We start from the raw sequence: 23,033 nt of genomic DNA, 5'->3' as shown, positions 1-23,033 counted from the left end.
CACACGCCCATTCAGCTCAACAAAAAGGCATCGCCGATGGACGAGACACGACCCGTCAAAATTAAAGTGCGCGGATTAAGCAAAGTCTTTGGTAAGCATCCACAAAAAGCCATTGAGCTACGTGATCAAGGAATGAAGCGTCCCGAAATTCTGGAGAAATCCGGCCAGACGCTGGGGCTATCCAATATTTCGTTTGATGTCTATGAAGGCGAACTGCTGGTCATCATGGGACTCTCGGGGTCAGGCAAATCGACCTTGATCCGTTGTCTTAACCGTCTAATTGAGACCACCGAAGGTGAGATCATTATCGACGGCGAAAACATCCCGACACTAAAAGAGAAAGCGTTGCTGGAGTGCCGCCGCCGCCACTTCTCTATGGTATTTCAAAATTTCGCGCTATTTCCCCACCGCACTGTGCAGCAAAATGCCGAGTTCGGTTTGGAAATTCGTGGCGTAGAGAAAACAGAGCGCCATAAAATTGCCCATGATGCGCTTAAGCAAGTGGGCCTGGAGGGCTGGGAAGACGCCTACCCGAATCAACTTTCCGGCGGTATGCAGCAGCGCGTTGGCCTCGCCCGTGCTCTGGCAAACGATGCCACCGTACTGTTAATGGATGAAGCTTTCTCAGCACTTGACCCGCTAATTCGCAAAGACATGCAGCAAGAGCTTTTGCAGCTGCAATCCAAAATGCAAAAAACCACGGTCTTCATCACCCACGATCTGGATGAGGCGCTCAACATTGGCGACCGTATCGTGTTGCTGAAAGATGGCGAAGTGGTGCAGATCGGCACACCGGAAGAGATTCTGACCAAGCCTGCGGATGACTACGTGCGTCGCTTTATCGAAGGCGTTGACCGGGCACGTATCTTGACCGCCGAGAGCGCCATGCGGCCACTGCGCTCCACAGCTCGGGAAAGCGATGGCCCACGCACGGCGCTACACCGCATGCGCGACCATGCTATCGACTCTATTTATGTGGTTGATCGCAACCGCCGCCTTATCGGGCTACTCGAGGCCGATGCCGCCAGCCGGGCCATTGAAGAGGGTGCCGATTCGATTATTCCCTACTTAACCCAGGATTTCCGCAAAGTCCCCATGGATGAGCCACTGCATAACCTGTTTGCCATGTTTAGTGAAAAGAGTTTCCCTATCGCCGTTATTGATAAGCAAGAGCAACTGCTAGGCGTGGTGGTTAAAGGCGCAGTACTCGACGAACTGGCACGAGCAGGAGAGCAATAATGGATATCCCACGCATCCCGCTAGGTGATTGGATTGAAGGCGGCCTGACTTGGTTGACCAGCGAATACTCTTTGGTTACCCGCGGCATCTCTCGTTTCACTCAAACCGGTATCGATGTTTTAAATGACGGCTTGATGTGGTTACCCGAGTGGGCGCTGCTTGGCTTGATCGCCCTGCTCTGCTGGAAGCTGGCGGGCACTCGCCTAGCCATAGGCGCTGCTGCGGGCTTGGCACTGATCTGGAACCTGGGGCTCTGGAACCCGATGATTGAAACGCTCACGCTGGTAGTGTTCGCTACCATGGTGGCAGTTGTCATCGCGTTACCTGTGGGTATTGCCGCGGCGCTGTCTAACCGGCTTTACCGGGTCATTATGCCAATTCTCGACTTTATGCAGACCATGCCAGCGTTCGTCTATTTGATCCCAGCCATTCCATTTTTCGGTATTGGGTCGGTGTCGGCGATTTTTGCCACGGTGATCTTCTCGATGCCCCCGGCTATTCGTTTTACCACTCTGGGTATTCGTCAAGTACCGGTGGAGCTGATTGAGGCCGCCGATGCCTACGGTGCCACCCGTGGCCAGAAGTTATTCAAAGTACAGCTACCGCTGTCACTGCCCACAGTAATGGCAGGTATCAACCAAACGATAATGCTCGCTCTCTCCATGGTAGTCATCGCCGCCATGATTGGTGCAGATGGTTTGGGCAGCGAAGTATGGCGTGCAATTCAACGCTTGCGCCCTGGCGACGGCTTTGAAGCAGGCATCGCGGTGGTCATCCTGGCCATGCTGCTTGACCGCCTGACGCAATCGCTTAGAAAAACCCGGCAATAGCGAAAACGCGCGATAGAGTAAAACAGCAGAAGCGGCTGCGTTGAGCCATTAGCTTGCTAAGTCGCTCTTTGCTTACCATGCTGTGTTTTGCAGCAACCGTGCTCGTTAAACATCATGCACGTTAATAACCAGTACATTTATATTTTAATACACAAGGGAGAAAGTGAATGAAACATCGCACATTGAACCTCCGTATCCGTCTTGCTTCGCTGGCACTGTTAGCAGGTGCTGGTGTGACCGTCAGCAGCGCGGCGCAGGCTGAAGAAGAGAAAGGCATGGTTAACCTGGCCTACGTAGAGTGGTCTTCCGAAGTCGCTTCAACTAACGTGGTCGCTGCAGTACTTGAGCAAGCGGGCTATGACGTCGAGCTAACCTCACTCTCAGCGGCGGCTATGTTCCAGGCGCTCTCCACTGGCGATGCGGATGCCATCGTCGCTGCTTGGTTGCCAACCACTCACGCCGATTACATGGAACGCCTGGGCGATAGTATTGAAGACCTTGGCCCCAACCTGGACGGCACCAAACTGGGCCTTGTGGTTCCAGAGTATACTGACGTCGATTCGATTGCAGACCTTAACGATAACGCCGACAGCTTTAACGGCGAGATCATCGGTATTGACCCCGGTGCAGGTTTAATGAGCCTCACCGAAGAGGTTGTGGATACCTATGACCTTGAGCTGAATCTGCGTAGTGGCAGCGGTGCCACCATGACGGCGGCACTGTCGAGTGCAATTAATAACGAGGAAGATGTCGTTGTTACTGGCTGGACGCCCCACTGGATGTTTGCCCGCTTTGATCTCAAATATCTAGAAGACCCTGAAAACGTCTATGGCGGTGCAGAGCAGATTCACACCGCAGTTCGCCAAGGCCTGGAAGACGACATGCCAGAAGCCTATGCCATTCTCGACGCTTTCGAGTGGACGCCTGAGCAGATGGGCGAAGTCATGCTGATGAACCAGGAAGATGGCAGTGACCCCTATGAGAACGCGAAGCAGTGGGTTGAAGATAACCAAGATGTAGTAGCAGAATGGCTCGATAGCTAATGCCATTTTGATTAGGTAAGTTGTATTTGTTAGCAATGGTTGGGCTGGGGCTTTCGTAAGCCCCAGCCCAACTGCTTAAGTTTGTACAACCTATTGTTATGAGCACACTACTATAAGCAGTTTGATAGTGTGACAGGTCATTTCGGGAGCTTGGCATGTTTAATAACATTATGGTGCCGGTAGACCTTGCCCACCTTGAAGCACTTGAACCCGCATTAAGCGTTGTAGCCGACCTTGCCAAACAATATGACGCCCATATCACCTATGTCAGCGTCACGGCCAATACACCCACAAGCGTCGCCCGCACTCCCCAGGAGTATGCGCAAAAGCTCGAGGCTTTTGCGCAAGAACGACATAAGGTTCATGGCCAACCGGTAAGCAGCAAGGTATATAGCTCAACAGACCCTATGGCGAATATCGACACACTGCTTGAGAAAGCTATTGACGAAGTAGGGGCTGACTTAGTAATGATGGCAACTCATCTGCCGCGGCATTTGGATATTGTCATGCCTTCGCATGGTGGCAAAGTAGCAACCCACACAAACGCCTCTGTCTTCTTAATTCGTCTGGCTCAATAAAACCGCCTTTCGTTTTTAAAATAATTAAGGGAGTAAACTTATGGACAAAACACCGAAAAATGAGCCTGATGAGCCGGTCTCTGAGGGTATACCCGCCCCAGATGGCCCGGCTAACCTGATCGATACCGATTACGTTATCGGCCAAGACAACATCACCACGAATACTATGGGTCTCAATCTTGACCTGCACGGTAAGGTGTTCAGTATATCGGCCGTTATCGTGCTGCTATTTGTGGTGTTAACTCTGGCACTGCAAGAGACCGTCGCACCGATTTATCAAAACATTTTCGATTTCTTGACCGGAAATCTGTCTTGGTTCTTTATTCTAGCGGCGAATATATTCGTCATTTTGTGCATTGGTCTGATCTTCTCTCCTTTAGGTAAAATCCGCATTGGTGGCGCCGATGCCAAGCCTGATTTTACCTATATGGGTTGGTTTTCAATGCTATTTGCCGCAGGCATGGGCATTGGCTTGATGTTTTTCGGCGTTAACGAACCGCTGACGCACTTTGGCACTTCATTTGACGGTGGCAGCTGGGCGCCGCTTGCGGGTGCGGAAGGCAATGCTGCCGGTGCTGAAGCGTTAGCTATGGCCGCAACCATCTTCCACTGGGGCCTGCACCCCTGGGCAATTTACGCTGTAGTGGCGCTTTCACTGGCACTGTTTTCGTTCAATAAGGGCCTGCCGCTATCCATGCGTTCTGTGTTCTACCCCATTTTGGGTGAGCGCGTATGGGGCTGGCCAGGCCACGTGATTGATATTTTGGCAGTGTTTGCCACTTTATTTGGTTTGGCTACGTCCCTTGGTTTAGGGGCAACCCAAGCAGCAGCAGGCCTCACTTACCTGTTTGGTGCGCCGGAAAGTGATATCACCATGATCCTGTTGATCATCGGTATTACGATGATCGCCATCGGCTCAATCGTGGCAGGCGTTGATAAGGGCGTACAGCTGCTCTCCAAAATCAATATTATTCTTGCGGCAATGCTACTTTTCTTTGTGATTGCTGTTGGCCCTACCCTGATGATTGCCACGGGCTTCTTTGAAAACCTTTGGAACTATGCGGTTCATCTACCTGCGTTATCGAATCCTTTTGGTCGTGAAGATGCCAACTTCAGCCAGGGCTGGACAGCCTTCTACTGGGCCTGGTGGATCTCCTGGTCTCCGTATGTCGGTATGTTTATTGCGCGGGTATCCCGCGGTCGTACAGTGCGTGAATTTCTGGTCTCGGTGATGCTGGTGCCGTCCACTGTATCAGTACTATGGATGACCACGTTTGGTGGCACAGCCATTGATCAGTACGTCAGCCAAGGCATTGAGGCCGTTCGCGATGCAGGCGTTGATCTGCAGCTATTCATAATGCTCGAGCAGCTGCCGTTATCACAAATCACCTCATTCGTGGCCATTGTGCTAGTCATCGTGTTCTTCGTGACGTCGTCTGACTCTGGCTCGTTGGTGATTGACTCCATCACCGCTGGCGGTAAGGTCGATGCACCGACGCCACAGCGCGTTTTCTGGGCGATCATCGAAGGCGCGATTGCCATTGCGCTACTGCTAGGCGGTGGCCTGACAGCGCTGCAAACCATGGCTGTTTCTACCGGTTTCCCGTTCACCATCATTCTGCTAGTGGCCTGCTATGCCATTATCAAGGGGTTGATGAGCGAACCTAAAGCCGTCTAGCGATGCTTTGAACCGACCATGGTTTTAAACCAATCATAAGTTTAAAGCTTGCTGGTACTGTTCAAATTTAGCTAGTAAACGGGCAACCCAATGGTGAACTGCACCCCAAAAGTTGGACGCTCATCCAACGATTGGGGTGTTTTTCATGACGAAACATAATGAAGCGTTCAAGTTACTAGTAGTGCAACGCTACGCAGAAGGACAGCAGGGTTACAAGAGTCTGGCCAGACAGTACGGTCTTGGCCCTACAACCGTCAGGCGTTGGGTTAAACACTTTGAACAGCATGGTCTAAGTGGCTTGCAGAAAAAGTTCACCCACTACAGCGCTGAGTTCAAATTAGCGGTGTTGCAACAGATGAGGCAAGAGGAGCTATCAGCCTTACAAGCGACGACTCTGTTCGATATTCGAGGTGGTACGAGCGTCGTACGGCAGTGGGAAAGCCAGTATCATGAAGGAGGCTTCCAAGCGTTGGAGCCTAAAGCCCGAGGACGTCCGACGAAGATGCCTACAACAGAGCCCCCAAAGCCCCCACTTCCACTGACGGATAAGAGCTCGCTGGAGCAGCTGCTCCAAGAGAATGAGTACTTGCGTGCTGAGGTGGCCTACCTAAAAAAGTTGAGGGCCTTGCGTCAGGCAAAAGAACAAGCCGCGCAGAAAAAGCGCAGATAGTCCTTGAGCTGAAGCAAGGCCACCCTTTGGCGGTGCTGCTAAAAGTAGCAGAATTGTCGCGTAGTACGTTCTATTATCAGGCAAGGGCTCAGCAGTTGGAAGATCGGCATGCTGGTCTGAAGCGACGCATTCACGTCCTCTACGAGCATCACAAAGGCCGCTACGGTTATCGCCGAATCACAGCAGCGTTGCGTCAGTCGGGCGAGCAGGTCAACCATAAGACAGTCCAGCGCCTAATGCAGCATCTAGGCTTGAAGTCGCTGGTACGCCCGAAGAAATACCGCTCCTATCGTGGACAACAGGCCAGTGTTCCCAATCTTCTTGCCCGCCAGTTTCATGCTGAACGACCCAACCAAAAGTGGGTAACCGACGTCACGGAGTTTAATATCCGAGGCGAAAAGCTGTACTTGTCGCCTGTGATGGATCTCTACAACGGGGAAATCGTGTCCTACTCAATGCAGAAACAGCCGCAGTACTCGCTGGTAGGGGGGATGCTCAAGAAAGCCTTGGCTAAGTTGGCCGACCAAGACGCGCCTTTACTGCATTCTGATCAAGGCTGGCAATATCAGATGTCAGCTTACCGGCGTAAGCTCAGCGAGCATGGCGTGATTCAGAGCATGTCACGTAAAGGCAATTGCCTGGATAATGCCGCAATGGAGAGCTTCTTTGGTACGCTGAAGTCAGAATATTTTTACCTGAACCGCTTTGACACCATTGAGCAATTACAGGCGGGCATTCGGCACTATATCCATTACTACAATCACGAGCGGATTAAGACCAAATTAAAAGACCTGAGTCCGGTGCAGTACCGAAATCAGGCCTTGGCTGCTTAGTTTTTCACTGTCCAAGTTTATGGGGTCAGTTCAATGGGTTGCCCGTTTTTGTTGGTATGTCGACAGCTAAGCATCAACACCAAATATCTTTCAATGGCGTTTCAGGTCGATAATGGGTGGCTATTTGCGCCTGCAATAGCTCTGCGGTGGCCAATGCATCCACCAGGGCATGATGTCCTTGATAAGGGGGCAAGCCATAGCGCTCACGACTCGCATGCATACGGATGGAAACCGGTGGGCGACCCAGCCAGCGGCGGAACCGCGCCCATAGGGTTTGGCGGTGCATCCGCGCTTCCAGCGACATGGTATCAATCATCGGAAACAGCACCCCTTCCCCACGTCGGGCTTTGACAGCTGCATTCAAAAAAGGCCGTTCAATATTGCGAAAATGAACGACCACTAGGCGACCTGCTAGCTGGGCCAGCAGTTCGTCCAGTATCGCATCTAAGTCCGGCGCCTGGGCGATCTCTGAATGGGTAATGTGGTGGTAGGTAATTGAGGCTTCTGCTAGCGGCCGCGAAGGGTTCACTACCCAATAGCGCCGCTCAGCCAATTTGATACGATTTAACGTGAAGGGCACGAGGCCAATACTAACAATCGCATGGCGCCTCTCATCCAGCCCAGTGGTTTCCATATCCAGCGCCACCATGGGCACCTCAGAAATGGGCGTTTCAGGATCAGGCAACGGCGTACCAAAGAATTGCTGAAGGGCAGGATTTTTCGCTTGTTGCGCTCGTTGGGCCATATAGCCCTTCCAATCGGCCTGGACGATTTTTTGACGTGGGCGTATACCGCGCATCTTAGCGCCCCTGCCGTTGTGCAGGCATGGGATAGCGGAACTTCAGAAATTTTTGTGCGTTGCTAAGCACTTGGAAAGCGTCTTTCAGGGTGTGGCGTTCGCTGTCCGCCACGTTTTCGGGCTCGATATTGTTATCCGGCAGGCGATCCTCTTGTAGGTCAATCATTTGATGGCGAATCCGCGACATGCATAAAAACTCAAACGCATAACTTAGCTTGTCGCTCATGCCGGTCGCCAATAGTTGGGTCTTACTGATGTCATTCAAGCGCTGAAAGGAGTTCTGCGCTTTGGAACCGCAGGCCAAAGCGTGAATACGCACCAAATCCACCATCGGCGCAGTTCCCCGGCGCTTCAAGTTGATCGAGTTGTTGTGCTTGCCATCTTGCTCCATCACAAAGGTACGGAAAAACCCCAGCGGTGGCGTACGGTTTAAGGCATTGCGCGCCATGGCGGCTAAAAACAGCGGTGATTTTGGCGCTGTCTCGGCAATCAAATCTTGCAGCGTTTCCACATAAAGGTCTTCGCCATAGCAACTATCCAGGTCAAAGAAAATCGAGCTGTGCAGCAGCCGTTCAGGCGTGGGATTGGCCATCCAATCCTGAAAATACCCCTTCCAAACGCTGAGCGGCTGACGCCACTGAACGTTGGTCGCCATAACGTCACCTTTGCAGTAGGTGTAACCGCAGGCATCTAAGCCATCGCTGACAATTTTTGCCAGGGCGTAAAAGTAGTCGTCATGCTCTTCGGGATTAAACTCGTCGGAGAGGATCAGCGCATTATCCTGGTCAGTGACGATGCTCTGCTCATTGCGGGCCATTGAGCCATTCACCATAAAACAATAAGGCACCGGCGGGGGGCCAAGTTCTGCTTCAGCCATTTCCAGCAACCGTCGAGTAAAGCTGCGTCCGATCGTGGAAAGGGCGCTACCCACCATCTGCGAGTTAGCGCCCTCTTGCACCATACGCACAAACGCCGCGCTCACATCCGGCGCCAAGCGTGCCAGCCCCTGGGCGCTGGACTGATTAAAAATATTGCTGACCAGATAGAGACCACTGTGGGTCTCGTAGCGAATAATGTCGGAGAGATGCACTACGCCCACAGGGCGCTGACGATAGAGCACAGGCAGGTGATGCACGTTACTGCGCAACATCGTCAGCATCGCTTCATAAACAGAGGCGTCAGACTGGATAGTAATTAGCCGCGAGGAAATCACTTCACCGACGGAGGTTTGTGGCGATAGCCCCTCGGCCACAATGCGGGTACGAAAATCACTATCGGTTAAAATACCGCACATCTGCCAAGTTTGGCCTTCGCTATCTTTAAAACTGTAGCGCGGGTTATCGCTCCCCTCTTTTATTACCAGCAGGGCGGAGGCTTGAGCCTCGCTCATTTGCTGCGCGGCGTGCTGAACGCTGGTAGACGTTTCCACCATTACTGGATAGCGGGTTAGCAGCTTGCGTATCCGCGTCACCATCATGTCGTTGGATTTCTTTTGCTGCTCGGCAGCGCTCTCAAGCCGCGGTCGCTCCAACTCGACAAAATCCGCAAAATGGTCATCCTCCTCGCACAATCGCAGGAAGACCGCCTTGGGAATAAAATAGATCAGGGTATCTTCGATCGCCTGGGCTGGGAAACGCACCTTATGGTTACGCAAGAGGCTGAAGTGACCGAAAATATCGCCTTCGCCCAGGCGGTTATACAGCTCGCCCTGACTACGATAAACCTCCACAGCGCCACTGCGGATATAGCAAAGATCATTGAGCATCTCGTTAAGCGTTAATATGCTGCTACCTGTTTTGAAGTAGCTCACTTCCACCTGCTCAGCAATGGCATCAAGGAGATCATCCGACAGCCCATCAAAAGGGGGAAACCGTCCCATATGTTGGCGTATTTCTAACAGTTCGACATCCATACGGACTCCTTGGTGTTGCCGGTCAATAGGCGGGATAATCAACGCATAATCTAAAGTGTGGCGGGAAGGCTAAGTTAGGTAAACCCCACTAAGGATAATAAAACTAACCGTAGGCCAATCGGCTCACAAAAAAAGCCCGGTGCAGTCATGCACCGGGCTTTGGTGGCCGAAACCATACTAATATTAACGTTGCTAAATAAAGGTTGCTATATTAGCCAGACCAAATTAGCAAAAACACATCAGCCACTTTTAGCAGTATGACTTATGACTGGTTAGCCATTTCCTGCACACGCTGCATCATTTTCGGATCTTGCTGAATGGATTGACCAATAGCGTTGAAGGTATCAACATCTAGGCCGCTGTCTTCGACCACTTCGATCATGCGGTCGTTAGCTTCGGTGCGCACTTCCTGTTGCGCTGATTCATCTTCCGCTTCCTGCAGACGCTGGGTATATTCCTGAGAAATAACCGCAATTTCTTGAGAAGCATCGGCAAACTGCTGGAGCTGGTCGTCAGAAAAATCCTGGGCAGGAGCTTGCTGGGTTGCCATTGGATCTTGTGCAGCGCCTTGCTGCTCTTCCTGGGCGTGGGCGGTGGCCGTCATCAAACCGGTCGCGAGCAGAGCAGCGGAGAACAGAGCAGTCATACGTTGCATAGAAGAAACCTCAATATTGCGTTGTGTATGTGCCCTCTGTGACGCGCCATGCTCAAGCAGGTTCAATCTTTTATGTAAAAGCTAGTAACAAAAAGAACTAAATGTATCTAAAAGACGAATTAAACACGCCACCTCGGAAATAATATGTCTAGCATATTCAGCAAGTTACGTAAAAACGACTTACCTTCAGCAGGGCTTGCCGCCATGCCCGCACTTTTTGTTCTGCTTTGGAGCACTGGCTTTATTGGTGCAAAGTTCGGCCTGCCTTACGCAGAACCTTTTACGTTTCTGTTTATTCGCTTTGTACTCACGCTACTGCTACTGACTCCGCTGGTCGTCGTGATGCGGATACCTTGGCCCTCATCACCCAGGCTATGGACACATATCGCCATATCAGGCTTTCTAGTTCATGGTGCTTACTTAGGTGGCGTCTTCTATGGCATTTACCTAGGCATGCCCGCCGGTTTAGCGGCCTTACTGGTGGGGCTGCAGCCGCTTCTGACCGCCGCCTTCGCTGGCCCACTGCTGGGTGAGCAGCTCTCTTGGCGCCAATGGACAGGGCTAGCGCTGGGCCTGATAGGTATCAGTTTAGTCCTCGGCAGTAAGCTTGAGCTGGGTGAGTCGCTGTTTGACGGCTTCGGGATTAGTGCTCTGCTGTGTGTCACCGCCGCGTTAATGGGGATTTCGCTGGGTACGCTCTATCAGAAAAGATACTGCACCAGCATGCCGCTGCTTTCAGGGGCGGTGATTCAGTACTTAGCAGCGGGCGCTCTGCTGGGCGTTGGAGCCCTGCTTTTTGAGTCCCGCCAGGTGGAATGGAGCAGCACCTTTGTGCTGACCCTGGGCTGGTTGGTGTTGATTCTCTCAATTGCAGCTATTCTGTTACTCATGGCCTTGATTAAAAAGGGGGAAGCCTCGCGTGTAGCGAGTCTTTTTTATCTTGTGCCGCCAGTCACGGCGCTTCAGGCGTGGTGGCTCTTTGACGAACGCCTTCCCTTGTTAGGGCTTGTGGGTATGTTGGTGGCCATCACTGGGGTAGTGATGGTGATACGGAAACCCGGCCCTAAGGCGAGTAGACGATGACCCGATTTTTATAATCGGTCGATAATTTTATTCCAGGGCTTGGCTAAACATGTCAGCACAACACCACTGTGCCAGGGTGAACGGACACTGTAACCGTTGCAATTCTCCGGTACCTTTTGCATTCACGATGGTGTTTCAACCGATCATCAATTGGGGGGCGATAACGACAAGTGCTACCAAGCCATACTGCATAGCCTGGTGGCACTAGCAAAAACCTTGGGAACTCAGCTAATTGCTGAAGGTGTTGAAACCCGTGAGGAATCACGCGGCCTGCTGCCCTTGGGTCTTCCCATGTAGCAGGGCTATTACTTCTCCTATCCCAATCTGGAAGCACTCGCGGAAATTGACGACGCTAAATACGAATAGCGTGGCTAAAAATAGCTATATAAAAATAGCTATAGATGTTGCAAATAATCAGCCCCACCTAAGTTACGCATCTGCTGGCGAATCCACTGACTTCGCCGCTCAACCTGGGCATCGGGGCGTGCGGCGCTGCGCGTCAGGGGGCTGGGTAAGATAGCCGCGAGAAGACTTGCCTGGCGCTCAGTTAACGAAGCTGAAGAGACGCCAAAATAGTGCTGAGCAGCGGCTTCTAGGCCAAACACACCGCGATCCCACTCGGCGACATTGAGATAGACCTCTAAAATACGCTGCTTGCTCCAGAGTATCTCGATCAGTAGCGTAAACCACGCTTCTAGCCCCTTCCGCGTCCAGCTGCGACCTGTCCACAGAAAAACGTTTTTAGCCGTTTGTTGGCTCAAGGTACTGGCACCGCGCAGTCGTCCGCCGTCCCGACTAGCCTGCAATGCGCGGCGCAGTTCGACCAGATCAAACCCGCCGTGGTGTGGAAAGCGCTGATCCTCCGCGGCAATCACTGCCAGCTTAGCGTTCACCGAGAGCGAGTCCCAGCCTCGCCACTCGCGCTGTATACGAATCGGATCGCTGTGGATCCAGCTCTGAATTTTGCGCTCGACCATCACCATCGACCCCGGTGGTGGAACGACTCGAAACAGCAAGACCAGCGCGACCGACAACAGTACAAACGCTAAAACGCCGCGCCATACAATCCGCCATAGCAGACGCATAAAACGGCGCAGCAAGCGATTGAGCATCCCGTTATCCTTAACGCTTCATGAGGTGATCTGCATGATAGCGCAGATGATCCTCAATGAACGAGGCAATGAAGAAGTAACTGTGATCGTAGCCCGGCTGGCGGCGCAGCGTTAACGGATGATCATGCTCTTCGCAAACGGCTTCTAAACGCTCTGGCTTAAGCTGCTCCTCCAGGAATTGATCCGCTTCGCCCTGGTCGATAAACAGGCGCTGGCGTGATGCGCCGTTGGCCACCAGCTCACAGGCATCGTACTGACGCCAGCGGGACTGATCGTCCCCCAAGTAGGCGTTAAACGCCTGCTGCCCCCAAGGGCAGTTCATCGGGTTGACCACTGGAGAGAAGGCCGACACAGAGCGGAAACGACCTGGATGACGCAGCGCCAGGATCAATGCTCCGTGCCCACCCATCGAGTGTCCGCTAATAGATTCGCGCCCATTGACCGGGAAGTGCTGACGCACCACGGAAGGCAGCTCCTCAATCACATAGTCATACATGCGATAGTGGGGCTTCCAGGGTGACTCGGTAGCATTGACGTAAAACCCAGCCCCAGAGCCTAAATCATAGCTTTCATGCTCGCCGGGCAAGTCGGTGCCCCGTGGGCTGGTATCAGGGCAAACAATCGCCACGCCCAGCTCAGCGGCAATACGGTGAGCGCCCGCTTTCTGCATGAAATTTTCGTCATTACAGGTCAGCCCCGAGAGCCACCACAGCAGCGGTACGCGCTCGTTTTCCGCCTGGGGTGGTAAGTAAACGGCGAAGATCATGTCGCAGTCCAGCGCACGGGAATAGTGGCGGTAGCGCTTATGCCAGCCCCCGAAACTACGGTTGGCAGACACCAGTTCTAGAGTTTCACTCATGCTCATGGGCAGGTTCCTTTAAATACAGCAAACGCGGCAGGTCTACCCTACCGCGTTTTAGCGTTTCAAACGTGCTTTCTATACTACTTAATAATGCTAGGCCTAGTAATGCAGCACGGTACGAATGCTCTTACCCGCATGCAGTAATTCAAACGCTTCGTTGATCTTTTCGAATGGCATATCGTGGGTAATGAAATCGTCGATATTGATTTCGCCGTTCATATAACGATCAACGTAGCCCGGCAGCTCGCTGCGTCCTTTTACGCCACCAAAGGCGGAGCCTTTCCAGACCCGCCCGGTGACCAACTGGAATGGCCGTGTGGAGATCTCTTCACCGGCTCCAGCGACACCAATGATGATCGATTCACCCCAGCCTTTGTGGCAGCACTCCAGCGCTGAGCGCATCACATTGACGTTGCCGATACACTCAAAGGAGTAGTCAACGCCGCCATCGGTCAAATCGACAATGACCTGCTGGATTGGATCTGAATACTCTTTGGGGTTCACAAAATCAGTGGCGCCAAACTGCTTGGCCAGCTCAAATTTATCAGCATTGACGTCGATAGCAATAATACGCCCCGCCTTGGCCATGACCGCGCCTTGGATGACGGCCAAACCGATAGCCCCGAGACCAAACACCGCCACCGTGGCGCCCGGCTCTACTTTAGCGGTATTGAGCACCGCACCGATGCCGGTGGTCACGCCGCAGCCCAGTAGGCAGATTTTATCCATGGGTGCTTCTTTAGAAACCACCGCCAGGGAGACTTCAGGCAACACGGTGTACTCGCTGAACGTGGAGGTGCCCATATAGTGATGAAGCATTTTGCCCTCGAGTGAAAAACGCGAGGTACCGTCAGGCATGACCCCTTTACCTTGGGTAGCACGCACGCTGCCACACAGGTTGGTTTTGCCCGACAAACAGAATTTACACTTTCCACACTCAGCGGTGTAAAGCGGAATAACATGGTCGCCTGGCTTAAGGCTGGTAACGCCCTCGCCGACTTCCTGTACAACGCCAGCACCTTCATGGCCCAACACGGCAGGGAAGTTACCTTCGGGATCAGCACCGGAGAGCGTGTAAGCATCGGTATGGCAAACGCTTGTCGCGGCCATTTTAACCAGCACTTCCCCCGCCTTCGGGCCTTCGACATCAATCTCGACCAGTTCAAGCGGCTTACCCGCTTCCAATGCAACAGCTGCGCGTGACTTCATTTTGACTCCTAAATGTTCATTACTTCAAAAACAAAAACTAAGGCGTTACTCGTCAGTAGCCACTGGGCCAAATTCAATCGGCAGCCAGCGATAGCCTTCTTCATCTTTTACGATATGACCAATGCCGGGAAATGGCATGTGGGCACCGGCGACCCAGTGCTTATCTTCAACCGCGCTTTCGAGCACTTCTTCTCGAGTGCGAATGGCTTGCTCGGGGTCTGAGTCAAACTCGATAGCGACAGTGGGATCAGCAAATTGAACGCCGTAGCTGTGTACTACGTCCCCCCATACCAGCATGGCGTCATCATCGCTATTGAGCATAAAGCTTGAGTGTCCGGCGGTGTGGCCATGTGTATCTTGGGCAACAATGCCCATCAGAACTTCATCACCAGCCGTGAAGGGGTTGAAACGATCAGCTTCCTGATAAGGCGCTACCGCGTCTTGAGCCATGGTAAAGAAGGGTTGATTGGCTTCAGGCGCCGCAGCCGCACGCTCCTCATCCAGCCAAAAATCGGCATCCGCTTGGCTGGCACGCAGTTCAGCATTGGGATAAACCGCTTCGCCCTCCTCATTGGCCAAACCACACACGTGGTCAGGATGCAGATGAGTCATCAACACCGTGTCGACATCCTCCGGCGAGTAGCCAGAAGCGCGTAGGTTACTCTCCACCTGACCTAATGAGGGGCCAAAGCAAGCAGCCGAGCCGGCATCGACCAGCACAAGGTTCTCGCCAGTGTGAATAAGAAAGGCATTGACCGCAGTTTGCATGCCACTCTCTGCATCGATAAATAGCGCATCCAAGTGGCGGAGAATCTCTTCTTGCTCCATGCCTTTTAGCAAGGAGGTATCAATAGCCGTATGGCCATCGTATAGCGCGGTTACCTCATACTCCCCAACCATCATGCGAAACCAACCTGGCGCCTGCTCCTGCTGCTGGGCGGGCAGCTCTGCCTGGGCACTGACTGCCCAGCCAGCGCTCACGGCCACTGCTAGCGCACCGCGAGACCACTGAGATAAAGATATAGACATAAGCAAAAGACTCCAGTCATAGGCTAGCGATGCTAGCAGTGTAGGCCAGCTAGGCGCTCTTGATAAACCGGGATACACTCATAAAATTATTGCCACACAGCAACAATCGCTATCAACCCAGGGAGTTAGCATGCAGCACTGGAGCCGTATCGAAGCCTTTGTTGAGGTGGTGCGTTTAGGCACGTTCTCTGCTGCGGCCCGCCACCTGAAGGTATCGACCTCGCATATCAGCCGTTTGGTCAGCCAGCTCGAAAACCAGCTGGGCGTGCAGTTGCTCTATCGTACCACCCGCCAGATACGCTTAACCGATGCGGGCACTATTTACGTGGAACACTGCCGCCATCTATTTGATGGGCTACGCGATGCCGAGCAGGCGCTTAGCGAACTTCAGGCTACCCCCAATGGGCTGCTTAAACTTACCTCGGCCACCACCTTTGGCGAGCGTTTTATCGCACCGCTGGTTAATGACTTCCAGTGTTTGCATCCGCAGCTGGATGTTCACATGCACTTCACTAACCGACCGGTGGAGCTAATTGAAGAGGGCTACGATATTGCCATACGGATGGGGGTGTTGAAGGATTCCAGCCTGATCGCCAGACGGTTATGCGACCGCCGCGAGTATATCGTCGGCTCACACAGCTACTTTCGCCAAGCGCCACGCCCGCATACGTTGAGCGAGCTTAGCCAGCACCGCTGCTTGATTGGCTCACGGCCCAACTGGCTGTTTGAAGTCAACGGTCAACGACGCGAGGTGCGCGTAGAAGGGCGCTGGAGCGGTAATTCTGGCCCTGCTTTATTAGATGCTGCACTTAAAGGGCTCGGCCTTGCACAACTGCCCGACTATTACGTAGCGCCCTACTTGGCCAGCGGTGAGCTGGTGGCCGTGCTTGAGCCTTTTCAGCACCACGATACCGCTGTCTGGGCGGTATACCCTCGCCACCGTCACCTGTCGCCCAAAATCCGCCAGCTGGTCGACTACCTAGTCACCAATATTGACAGCTTACTGCCTCCTAATCCGCTGGCCTAGCACTTGATGACCTAGCACTCAATGGCATTGACGGCGAGCCCGCCCTTGGATGTCTCTTTATACTTATCCTGCATGTCACGGCCAGTATCGCGCATGGTGCGGATCACTTTATCCAGCGATATAAAGTGTTCTCCATCGCCGTGCAGCGCCATTCTTGCAGCGTTTATAGCTTTGACGGAGGCGATCGCATTGCGCTCGATGCAGGGCACTTGGACAAGCCCGCCGACCGGGTCGCAGGTCAAACCAAGGTTATGTTCCAAGCCGATCTCAGCGGCATTTTCCACCTGCCCAGGTGAGCCGCCTAGCACTTCGGCAAGCCCTGCGGCTGCCATAGCACAAGCGGAGCCAACTTCGCCCTGACAGCCCACTTCAGCACCAGAAATGGAGGCGTTCTTTTTGCATAAAATGCCTACGGCCCCGGCGGTAAGCAGAAAATCCACCACATCAGCTTCGCTAGCGTCGGGTTCAAACTTCAAGTAGTACGCTAATACGGCGGGCACGATGCCTGCTGCGCCGTTGGTCGGAGCAGTGACCATCCGCCGCCCGGCGGCGTTCTCTTCATTTACTGCCAACGCAAACACGTTAACCCAATCCATTACGGTAAAACTCGACACGATCAGACGCTGATTTTCCGGTGGATGAAGCAACTGCTGGTGGAGCAGTTGCGCACGGCGGCGCACATTTAATCCACCGGGCAAATGGCCTGTAGCGCGTAGGCCATTCTCAATGCTATCGCTCATGGCGTGCCAGATGGTCAGCAGCTCTTCACGAATGGCCGATTCGCTACGCCAGGCTTTCTCGTTTTCTAACATAAGCTGGCTAATACGCAGTTGATGCTGCCGGCATAGTGCGAGTAGTTCGGCCGCCGTATTGAAGGGGTAAGTCAGTTCAGTAGCATCTTCACCGACCTCGCCTTGATCTGCCTTCGCTTGATCGACATAAAAACCGCCGCCGAGGGAGTAAAACGTATTGGTCGCCACTAGCGCGTCATCACAATAGGCGCTCAGCACCATGGCATTGGGATGGAACGGCAAACAGGCCTCATCCCATTCGACATCGTTATGAGCGTCAAAAGCGATCTGTTGGCCATTGGCCAACAACAGCGGCTCGCCTTCGGCAAGTTGTTTTAACCGCGACGTAATCGTGTCTGGATCGATACTTTCTGGTGCTTCGCCCATCAGCCCCATGATGACGGCTTGATCGGTACCGTGGCCCACCCCGGTGGCGGCAAGTGACCCATGAAGCCTTACCACCAGCCGGGTAACGCGGGTATCGCCAAGCGCCAAGGCAAAATCTCGCGACGCGCGCATCGGGCCCACAGTATGGGAACTCGATGGCCCGATGCCAATTCGGAAAAGATCAAACACACTAATAGCCATGTCTATTACGCCTCACAACACTGTTATTACCTGCCTATGGGACACTTTGCAGCGCCGATGACCAAACGTCGAGTGATTAACCGCAATATCGACGTGCCAACACATAACTGTGACGATATAATGAACATTCAACCCTGCATGTTTTTATATGCACATGTCATTGCAAAATTGTGTAGTAGCTACGCTGCTTACCCACAAAGGATGTTGGTATGTCTTCCCCCCCTGCCTGGCCTATCGGATTTCGAACCATCTTAGTACGTGCGGTGCTGTACGTGCTGTTTATCGGCGCGATTACCCAAGGTGCCTATTTAGAAGCGCTCTATTTACCCTCAGTTCGGTTTTCTGAGCTGGGCTTTACCGAGTTTACCCAGACCCTGGTGCTGGCCACCTGCTGTGCAATGCTGATTTACATTCGTCATGTACTTAAAGTGTGGCCCACCGTTACACTGCTACTGCTGGCATTTGTGGCCGCCTCCTTGGTACGCGAACAGGATCACTTTTTAGATAACTATGTGGCTGAGAACACCTGGAAGGTACTCGTTGCACTGATTATTCTCCCATCGCTTTTTTGGGTGGTGAAGCAGCGCCAACGCTTTCTTGCGGAGTTCACTCATTACAGCAACACCTTCGCCTTTGGTTTGTTTACGGCAGGCGTGCTGACCACTTATATATTCTCGCGCCTGTATGGGCGACAAGAGTTCTGGCAAGCCGTTCTTGAAGACAGCTATTCAGGAACCTTTAAGAGTGTTGCTGAAGAAGTCGTCGAACTACTCGGTTATAGCCTAATTCTGATCGCCACCCTGGAATTGCTACTACTGGCTCGCCGCATTTATAAAGCCCAGCAGATACCCAATTAAGCGCGGCACACATCGTCTTCAACAATAGTCCCCATAAAAAAGCCCGCCGTTCAGAGAACGGCGGGCTTTTTGGTCTTAGCGGCGACTACTTTCTATTCACCACTTACGACATTCACTCGTCGAGGAACGAACGCAGCGGCTCAGAGCGGCTGGGGTGACGCAGCTTACGCAGCGCTTTGGCTTCAATCTGACGAATTCGCTCACGGGTTACGTCAAACTGTTTGCCCACCTCTTCCAGCGTATGATCGGTGTTCATATCGATACCGAAACGCATGCGTAGTACCTTCGCTTCGCGGGCGGTCAAGCCGCCTAACACGTTGCGCGTTGCTTCGATAAGACCTTCACCGGTAGCCATATCAATGGGCAGCAGCATGGTACCGTCTTCGATAAAGTCACCCAGGTGTGAATCATCATCGTCACCAATCGGCGTCTCCATGGAGATCGGCTCTTTGGCGATTTTGAGCACTTTGCGTACTTTATCTTCCGGCATTTCCAAACGCTCGCCGAGTTCTTCCGGCGTTGGCTCACGGCCCATTTCCTGCAACATCTGGCGCGATACGCGATTGAGCTTGTTGATCGTCTCAATCATATGTACCGGGATACGGATGGTGCGTGCCTGGTCGGCAATCGAGCGGGTAATTGCCTGACGAATCCACCAGGTGGCGTAAGTCGAGAACTTATAACCACGGCGGTATTCGAACTTATCGACCGCTTTCATCAAGCCGATGTTGCCTTCCTGGATGAGATCCAAGAACTGCAAACCACGGTTGGTATACTTCTTGGCGATCGAAATCACCAAGCGCAGGTTAGCCTCAACCATCTCTTTCTTGGCACGGCGAGCTTTCGCCTCACCAATCGAGAGCTTGCGATTCACCTCTTTAAGGTCGGCAACCGAGAGCTGCACCATATCCTCTTCGAAGGCGATCTTGCGCTGAGCACGAGCAATATCGGCGCGCAATGGCTCAAGGCGGTCTGCGTACTTGCTCTGCGCTGCCTGGAATTCATCCAGCCATGTTTTGCTCGACTCATTACCAGGAAACGACTTTATAAACGTCTTACGCGGCACCTTGGCTTTTTTCACGCACAGCTGCATGACCGCTTTCTCTTGGGCACGCACCTGCTCAACACTGATACGCACCTGACCGACCAAGCGCTCGAAGTGCTTAGGCACCAGCTTGATAGGCGAGAAAAGCACCGCCAAGCGGGCTTGCTCGGCCTTTAACTCAGCACTGCCGCGGCCATGCTTGGCAAACGCCTCTTCCACCAAGGCGTTCTGCTCGCGAATCTGCTCGAAACGCGCACGCGCTTCTTCAGGATCCGGGCCGCCCTCGCTGGCCGTAGAATCCTCGTCCTCATCGTCGCCGTCGCTCTCAACGTCGTCGTCAATCTCGGCTTCAGGCTCCGGTTCCGGCACCTCTGCTTCGGCAACGCCGGGGATACCCTCATCGGGATCGATGAAACCAGAAAACAGATCCGAAAGACGCCCCGGCGCTTCTTCATCCTGGGTAGCGTCATAGGCGTCCAAAATAGACGCGACGGCACCCGGCAAATAGGCCAGAGACGACATCACTTCACGGGTACCCTCTTCGATCCGTTTGGCGATTTCGATTTCGCCTTCACGGGTCAAAAGCTCAACCGTGCCCATTTCACGCATATACATGCGTACGGGGTCAGTGGTGCGGCCTACATCGCTTTCCACGGCGGCAAGGGCCGCTACGGCCTCTTCCGCAGCGGACTCGTCCGTGGATTGATCCGACATCATCAAAGTGTCTTCATCTGGCGCTTCTTCAGCGACACTTATACCCATGTCGTTGATCATGCCAATGATGTCTTCCACTTGATCCGGGTCGGCGATATCCTCAGGTAGATGGTCGTTGACCTCGGCATAGGTCAGGTAACCCTGTTCCTTGCCTCGAGCGATCAACTCCTTCAGACGCGACTGCTGCTGCGCATTTCCAGCCATAGAAACCCTATCTCGACGAAGAAGAATGAAACACCTGGAGCGCTGAATCGATTAAACTCAACAAGCCGTACAGTATAGCGTAAAAAGCAGGAAATTTTCCAGCTCGACGTATTTGCGCGGTAATTCAGGTGTGTTAGTTTGTTCGGTTAGGCCAACGCTCGGTGGCTGACCCTATATCTGGTGCTGAAACGCTAGGAATTCAACCCCCATCGCCCAAGACACCGCCTCATTGGCGCTGAGCAAGCTCCATTACCAAGCTTGCCAAACGCTGGCGCTGCTCCTTATCCAACTTTTGCCCAGCGCGCTCCTGCGCCAGCAACGCCGTGTACTCCTCTTGAGGAGAACGCTGGCGCTGAACGTACTGCAAGTGTTCCACCAACCCCTTCAGCTCTGCTTCCCGATCTGCCTTGGGAATCAACAGCTCGCGCTTGGCGAAAGCCGCCAAGGCCTGCCCCTGCTGGCTGCCTTGAAAATGCGCCAACACCACTTGTGGGCTGCGGTAGCGCCCTGCATTGAGCAACTCAATCAGCTCGCGGCATAGCGGCGCATCGTCATCTTCCGGCAACCACTCCAAATGATCAGGGAGCGTGGCCACCAGGTTGGGCTCATGCAATAACAGCTGCACGATACGCCCAACCGGGGAGAGCGCCTGAGAACGTGAGCGCGATGAGCGGGCTGGCGCTGCCAAAACAGCGCCGTTGTTCATGGCGGATGAGGCCGATTCGGACTCCAACTGCTCTACCGGCTCCTGCGAAACATCACCTTGGGTGACGGATCGCTGCGACGCCTGGGAACGCTTTTCGAGCAGCACTTTCAACTGCTCTTGCGCCAGCCCACTACGCTTTGCCAATGACTCCAGCAGTAGCGATTTGAGCATGCCTTCAGGCACTTTGTTCAATGCTTCGAGCACCTGACTGGCAAACCGCTCGCGCCCTTCCACGGTATTCAAGTCGCGCCCTTGGGCCGCCTGTTCGAATAGAAACTCCGACAGAGGCATGGCACAGGTCACGCGATCCTGAAATGCCTGGGTGCCTTCACGACGCACCAGGGTGTCCGGGTCATCACCTTCGGGCAGAAACAGAAAGCGCGCTTCACGGCCATCAATCATTTGCGGCAGTGCGGTTTCCAATGCCCGGCTAGCCGCCTGCCTCCCGGCACGATCACCGTCGAAACAGAACACTACGCGACTCACCAGTCGAAACAGGCGGGTCAAATGGTCTTCCGTGGTGGCGGTACCCAGCGTCGCCACAGCATTATGAATACCGTATTGCGCCAGTGCCACCACATCCATATAGCCTTCGACCATGATCAACTGCTCAAGCTTGTTCGAGGCTTGGCGCGCCTCATACAAGCCGTAAAGCTCACGACCTTTATGGAATACGGGTGTTTCCGGAGAGTTGAGATATTTGGGCTGGTCATCGCCCATCACTCGACCACCAAAGGCAATCGTACGACCGCGCAAATCGCGAATGGGGAACATTACCCGATCACGAAAACGGTCGTAGGTACGCCCGGTATCCTCACGGTGAATCAGCAGGCCGTACTCCACCTGCACTGGCTCACCAATACCGCGCTCGCTGAGGTGCTGTTTTAGCGCCTCCCAACCCGCCGGGGCATAGCCAATGCCGTAGGTCTTGATCACCTCGTCCGAGAGCCCACGACCCGACAAATAGCGTTGGGCAGGCTGGCCCTCCTGCATCTTTAATCGCTCGCGATAAAAACTGGCGGCGAGTTCGAGCAGGTTAACACCCTCTTTGCGCTTCTTTTCACGCTGCTGGGCACGCGGGTCATCAGCGCCTTCACGCGGCACTTCAATACCCAGGCGACCGGCCAACTGCTCTACCGCCTCAGGAAACGGTAGTTTGTCGTACTCCATCAAGAAGCGTAGTGCATTACCATTAGCTCCGCAGCCAAAGCAGTGATAAAACTGCTTATCAGCACTGACGGTAAACGATGGGGTTTTCTCTTGATGGAAGGGACACAGCCCAGAGTAGTTACGACCAGCCTTTTTAAGCTGCACGCGCTCACCAACCACCTCGACCACGTCAACGCGGCCTAACAGATCATCAATGAAACGCTGTGGAATTTGGCCTGCCATGAACTACGGGCATCCTCGCGCAAAGCGCTAACTTTCGAGACTGTTTTTAAAAGCCCTGTTTTTTAAAAGCCCTGTTTTTTAAAACCAGTTTTCAAAACCAGTTTTTTAAAACACTGCCTAAGGTCATCAGACCCATTGCCAGATCAGATCATCATAAACAGCGACGGCCTTTAGCAA

19 protein-coding genes are annotated in these 23,033 nt (G+C 53.4%); 9 read left to right on the top strand and 10 right to left on the bottom strand.

Features of this window, described 5'->3' with window-relative positions:
- The first annotated feature begins 36 nt into the window (after positions 1–36).
- From AC4EYZ_RS18710 to AC4EYZ_RS18685, 6 genes are all read left to right on the top strand, one after another.
- Complete coding sequence (locus AC4EYZ_RS18710; RefSeq protein WP_009288359.1) at positions 37–1,239, top strand: quaternary amine ABC transporter ATP-binding protein; 1,203 nt, start codon at positions 37–39, stop codon at positions 1,237–1,239.
- Positions 1,239–2,069 carry an ABC transporter permease gene (locus tag AC4EYZ_RS18705; RefSeq protein ID WP_009288360.1) on the top strand — a complete coding sequence of 277 codons (831 nt, stop codon included), beginning with the start codon at positions 1,239–1,241 and terminating at the stop codon, positions 2,067–2,069. The genes AC4EYZ_RS18710 and AC4EYZ_RS18705 overlap by 1 nt, the downstream gene beginning before the upstream one ends.
- Positions 2,070–2,236: 167 nt before the next feature.
- Positions 2,237–3,112 carry a glycine betaine ABC transporter substrate-binding protein gene (locus AC4EYZ_RS18700; protein ID WP_141440753.1) on the top strand — a complete coding sequence of 292 codons (876 nt, stop codon included), beginning with the start codon at positions 2,237–2,239 and terminating at the stop codon, positions 3,110–3,112.
- A 155-nt stretch (positions 3,113–3,267) separates the two neighbouring features.
- A complete protein-coding gene (locus tag AC4EYZ_RS18695) occupies positions 3,268–3,690 on the top strand; it encodes a universal stress protein (RefSeq protein WP_027958618.1) in 423 nt (140 codons plus the stop codon).
- A gap of 40 nt (positions 3,691–3,730) precedes the next feature.
- Complete coding sequence (locus AC4EYZ_RS18690; protein ID WP_009288362.1) at positions 3,731–5,368, top strand: BCCT family transporter; 1,638 nt, start codon at positions 3,731–3,733, stop codon at positions 5,366–5,368.
- 145 nt (positions 5,369–5,513) lie between these two features.
- Positions 5,514–6,871, top strand: a protein-coding gene (locus AC4EYZ_RS18685) for an IS3 family transposase (RefSeq protein WP_490203944.1) whose coding sequence is annotated in 2 segments (ribosomal slippage) — positions 5,514–5,993 and positions 5,996–6,871 — 1,356 coding nt in all. Because the reading frame shifts where the segments join, the coding sequence is not laid out codon by codon here.
- 73 nt (positions 6,872–6,944) lie between these two features.
- On the opposite strand, the gene AC4EYZ_RS18680 is transcribed toward AC4EYZ_RS18685, so the two are convergent.
- The 3 genes from AC4EYZ_RS18680 to AC4EYZ_RS18670 form a co-directional block, all read right to left on the bottom strand.
- Positions 6,945–7,670, bottom strand: coding sequence for a 3'-5' exonuclease (locus tag AC4EYZ_RS18680; RefSeq protein ID WP_022522392.1), 726 nt, complete (start codon positions 7,668–7,670; stop codon positions 6,945–6,947).
- 1 nt (position 7,671) lies between these two features.
- Positions 7,672–9,582 (bottom strand): DUF294 nucleotidyltransferase-like domain-containing protein, encoded by a 1,911-nt coding sequence (locus AC4EYZ_RS18675; protein ID WP_027958007.1) that lies wholly within the window; start codon positions 9,580–9,582, stop codon positions 7,672–7,674.
- A 262-nt stretch (positions 9,583–9,844) separates the two neighbouring features.
- Complete coding sequence (locus AC4EYZ_RS18670) at positions 9,845–10,237, bottom strand: DUF4168 domain-containing protein (protein WP_474192627.1); 393 nt, start codon at positions 10,235–10,237, stop codon at positions 9,845–9,847.
- 144 nt (positions 10,238–10,381) lie between these two features.
- Between AC4EYZ_RS18670 and AC4EYZ_RS18665 the strand changes: the two genes are divergently transcribed.
- Positions 10,382–11,320, top strand: a complete 939-nt coding sequence (locus AC4EYZ_RS18665) for a DMT family transporter (protein WP_400672329.1) — start codon at positions 10,382–10,384, stop codon at positions 11,318–11,320.
- Positions 11,321–11,715: 395 nt separating this feature from the next.
- Here the strand turns inward: AC4EYZ_RS18665 and mtgA are convergent, their stop codons facing one another.
- From mtgA to AC4EYZ_RS18645, 4 genes are all read right to left on the bottom strand, one after another.
- On the bottom strand, positions 11,716–12,432 hold the full coding sequence (mtgA, locus tag AC4EYZ_RS18660) for a monofunctional biosynthetic peptidoglycan transglycosylase (RefSeq protein WP_009288686.1): 717 nt from the start codon (positions 12,430–12,432) through the stop codon (positions 11,716–11,718).
- Between the two features lie 10 nt (positions 12,433–12,442).
- Positions 12,443–13,297, bottom strand: coding sequence for an S-formylglutathione hydrolase (gene fghA, locus AC4EYZ_RS18655; RefSeq protein ID WP_027958010.1), 855 nt, complete (start codon positions 13,295–13,297; stop codon positions 12,443–12,445).
- A 96-nt stretch (positions 13,298–13,393) separates the two neighbouring features.
- The gene (locus tag AC4EYZ_RS18650; RefSeq protein WP_027958011.1) at positions 13,394–14,503 is read right to left on the bottom strand and encodes an S-(hydroxymethyl)glutathione dehydrogenase/class III alcohol dehydrogenase; all 1,110 of its coding nucleotides are present in this window, start codon (positions 14,501–14,503) and stop codon (positions 13,394–13,396) included.
- Between the two features lie 45 nt (positions 14,504–14,548).
- Positions 14,549–15,532 carry an MBL fold metallo-hydrolase gene (locus AC4EYZ_RS18645; RefSeq protein ID WP_342584388.1) on the bottom strand — a complete coding sequence of 328 codons (984 nt, stop codon included), beginning with the start codon at positions 15,530–15,532 and terminating at the stop codon, positions 14,549–14,551.
- A gap of 130 nt (positions 15,533–15,662) precedes the next feature.
- On the opposite strand from AC4EYZ_RS18645, the gene AC4EYZ_RS18640 reads away from it, so the two are divergent.
- Entirely contained in the window at positions 15,663–16,559 is an 897-nt protein-coding gene (locus AC4EYZ_RS18640; RefSeq protein WP_041158816.1) for a LysR family transcriptional regulator, read from the top strand.
- A gap of 11 nt (positions 16,560–16,570) precedes the next feature.
- On the opposite strand, the gene AC4EYZ_RS18635 is transcribed toward AC4EYZ_RS18640, so the two are convergent.
- Complete coding sequence (locus AC4EYZ_RS18635) at positions 16,571–17,938, bottom strand: L-serine ammonia-lyase (protein ID WP_159177236.1); 1,368 nt, start codon at positions 17,936–17,938, stop codon at positions 16,571–16,573.
- A 209-nt stretch (positions 17,939–18,147) separates the two neighbouring features.
- Here AC4EYZ_RS18635 and AC4EYZ_RS18630 point away from each other — a divergent pair, with 209 nt between their 5' ends.
- On the top strand, positions 18,148–18,795 hold the full coding sequence (locus AC4EYZ_RS18630) for a hypothetical protein (protein WP_474192203.1): 648 nt from the start codon (positions 18,148–18,150) through the stop codon (positions 18,793–18,795).
- A 112-nt stretch (positions 18,796–18,907) separates the two neighbouring features.
- Here the strand turns inward: AC4EYZ_RS18630 and rpoD are convergent, their stop codons facing one another.
- Both rpoD and dnaG read right to left on the bottom strand, forming a co-directional pair.
- Positions 18,908–20,758, bottom strand: coding sequence for an RNA polymerase sigma factor RpoD (gene rpoD / locus AC4EYZ_RS18625; RefSeq protein ID WP_027958016.1), 1,851 nt, complete (start codon positions 20,756–20,758; stop codon positions 18,908–18,910).
- A gap of 226 nt (positions 20,759–20,984) precedes the next feature.
- Positions 20,985–22,856 (bottom strand): DNA primase, encoded by a 1,872-nt coding sequence (gene dnaG / locus AC4EYZ_RS18620; protein ID WP_027958017.1) that lies wholly within the window; start codon positions 22,854–22,856, stop codon positions 20,985–20,987.
- Positions 22,857–23,033 lie beyond the last annotated feature (177 nt).

Source organism: Vreelandella sp. 162(4c), from assembly GCF_058152265.1.
The sequence above is the reverse complement of the archived record's forward strand: the minus strand, read 5'-3'. Positions and strand labels throughout refer to the sequence as shown.

What these genes read in the sequence shown, in the direction of transcription:
- AC4EYZ_RS18690 (WP_009288362.1), top strand. Translation starts at nt 3,731, where the DNA reads ATGGACAAAACACCGAAAAATGAGCCTGATGAGCCGGTCTCTGAGGGT.
- AC4EYZ_RS18710 (WP_009288359.1), top strand. Translation starts at nt 37, where the DNA reads ATGGACGAGACACGACCCGTCAAAATTAAAGTGCGCGGATTAAGCAAA.
- AC4EYZ_RS18635 (WP_159177236.1), bottom strand. Translation starts at nt 17,938, where the DNA reads ATGGCTATTAGTGTGTTTGATCTTTTCCGAATTGGCATCGGGCCATCG.
- AC4EYZ_RS18700 (WP_141440753.1), top strand. Translation starts at nt 2,237, where the DNA reads ATGAAACATCGCACATTGAACCTCCGTATCCGTCTTGCTTCGCTGGCA.
- AC4EYZ_RS18680 (WP_022522392.1), bottom strand. Translation starts at nt 7,670, where the DNA reads ATGCGCGGTATACGCCCACGTCAAAAAATCGTCCAGGCCGATTGGAAG.
- AC4EYZ_RS18630 (WP_474192203.1), top strand. Translation starts at nt 18,148, where the DNA reads ATGTCTTCCCCCCCTGCCTGGCCTATCGGATTTCGAACCATCTTAGTA.
- AC4EYZ_RS18650 (WP_027958011.1), bottom strand. Translation starts at nt 14,503, where the DNA reads ATGAAGTCACGCGCAGCTGTTGCATTGGAAGCGGGTAAGCCGCTTGAA.
- AC4EYZ_RS18675 (WP_027958007.1), bottom strand. Translation starts at nt 9,582, where the DNA reads ATGGATGTCGAACTGTTAGAAATACGCCAACATATGGGACGGTTTCCC.
- mtgA (WP_009288686.1), bottom strand. Translation starts at nt 12,432, where the DNA reads ATGCTCAATCGCTTGCTGCGCCGTTTTATGCGTCTGCTATGGCGGATT.
- AC4EYZ_RS18640 (WP_041158816.1), top strand. Translation starts at nt 15,663, where the DNA reads ATGCAGCACTGGAGCCGTATCGAAGCCTTTGTTGAGGTGGTGCGTTTA.
- rpoD (WP_027958016.1), bottom strand. Translation starts at nt 20,758, where the DNA reads ATGGCTGGAAATGCGCAGCAGCAGTCGCGTCTGAAGGAGTTGATCGCT.
- AC4EYZ_RS18670 (WP_474192627.1), bottom strand. Translation starts at nt 10,237, where the DNA reads ATGCAACGTATGACTGCTCTGTTCTCCGCTGCTCTGCTCGCGACCGGT.
- AC4EYZ_RS18695 (WP_027958618.1), top strand. Translation starts at nt 3,268, where the DNA reads ATGTTTAATAACATTATGGTGCCGGTAGACCTTGCCCACCTTGAAGCA.
- dnaG (WP_027958017.1), bottom strand. Translation starts at nt 22,856, where the DNA reads ATGGCAGGCCAAATTCCACAGCGTTTCATTGATGATCTGTTAGGCCGC.
- AC4EYZ_RS18705 (WP_009288360.1), top strand. Translation starts at nt 1,239, where the DNA reads ATGGATATCCCACGCATCCCGCTAGGTGATTGGATTGAAGGCGGCCTG.
- fghA (WP_027958010.1), bottom strand. Translation starts at nt 13,297, where the DNA reads ATGAGCATGAGTGAAACTCTAGAACTGGTGTCTGCCAACCGTAGTTTC.
- AC4EYZ_RS18665 (WP_400672329.1), top strand. Translation starts at nt 10,382, where the DNA reads ATGTCTAGCATATTCAGCAAGTTACGTAAAAACGACTTACCTTCAGCA.
- AC4EYZ_RS18645 (WP_342584388.1), bottom strand. Translation starts at nt 15,532, where the DNA reads ATGTCTATATCTTTATCTCAGTGGTCTCGCGGTGCGCTAGCAGTGGCC.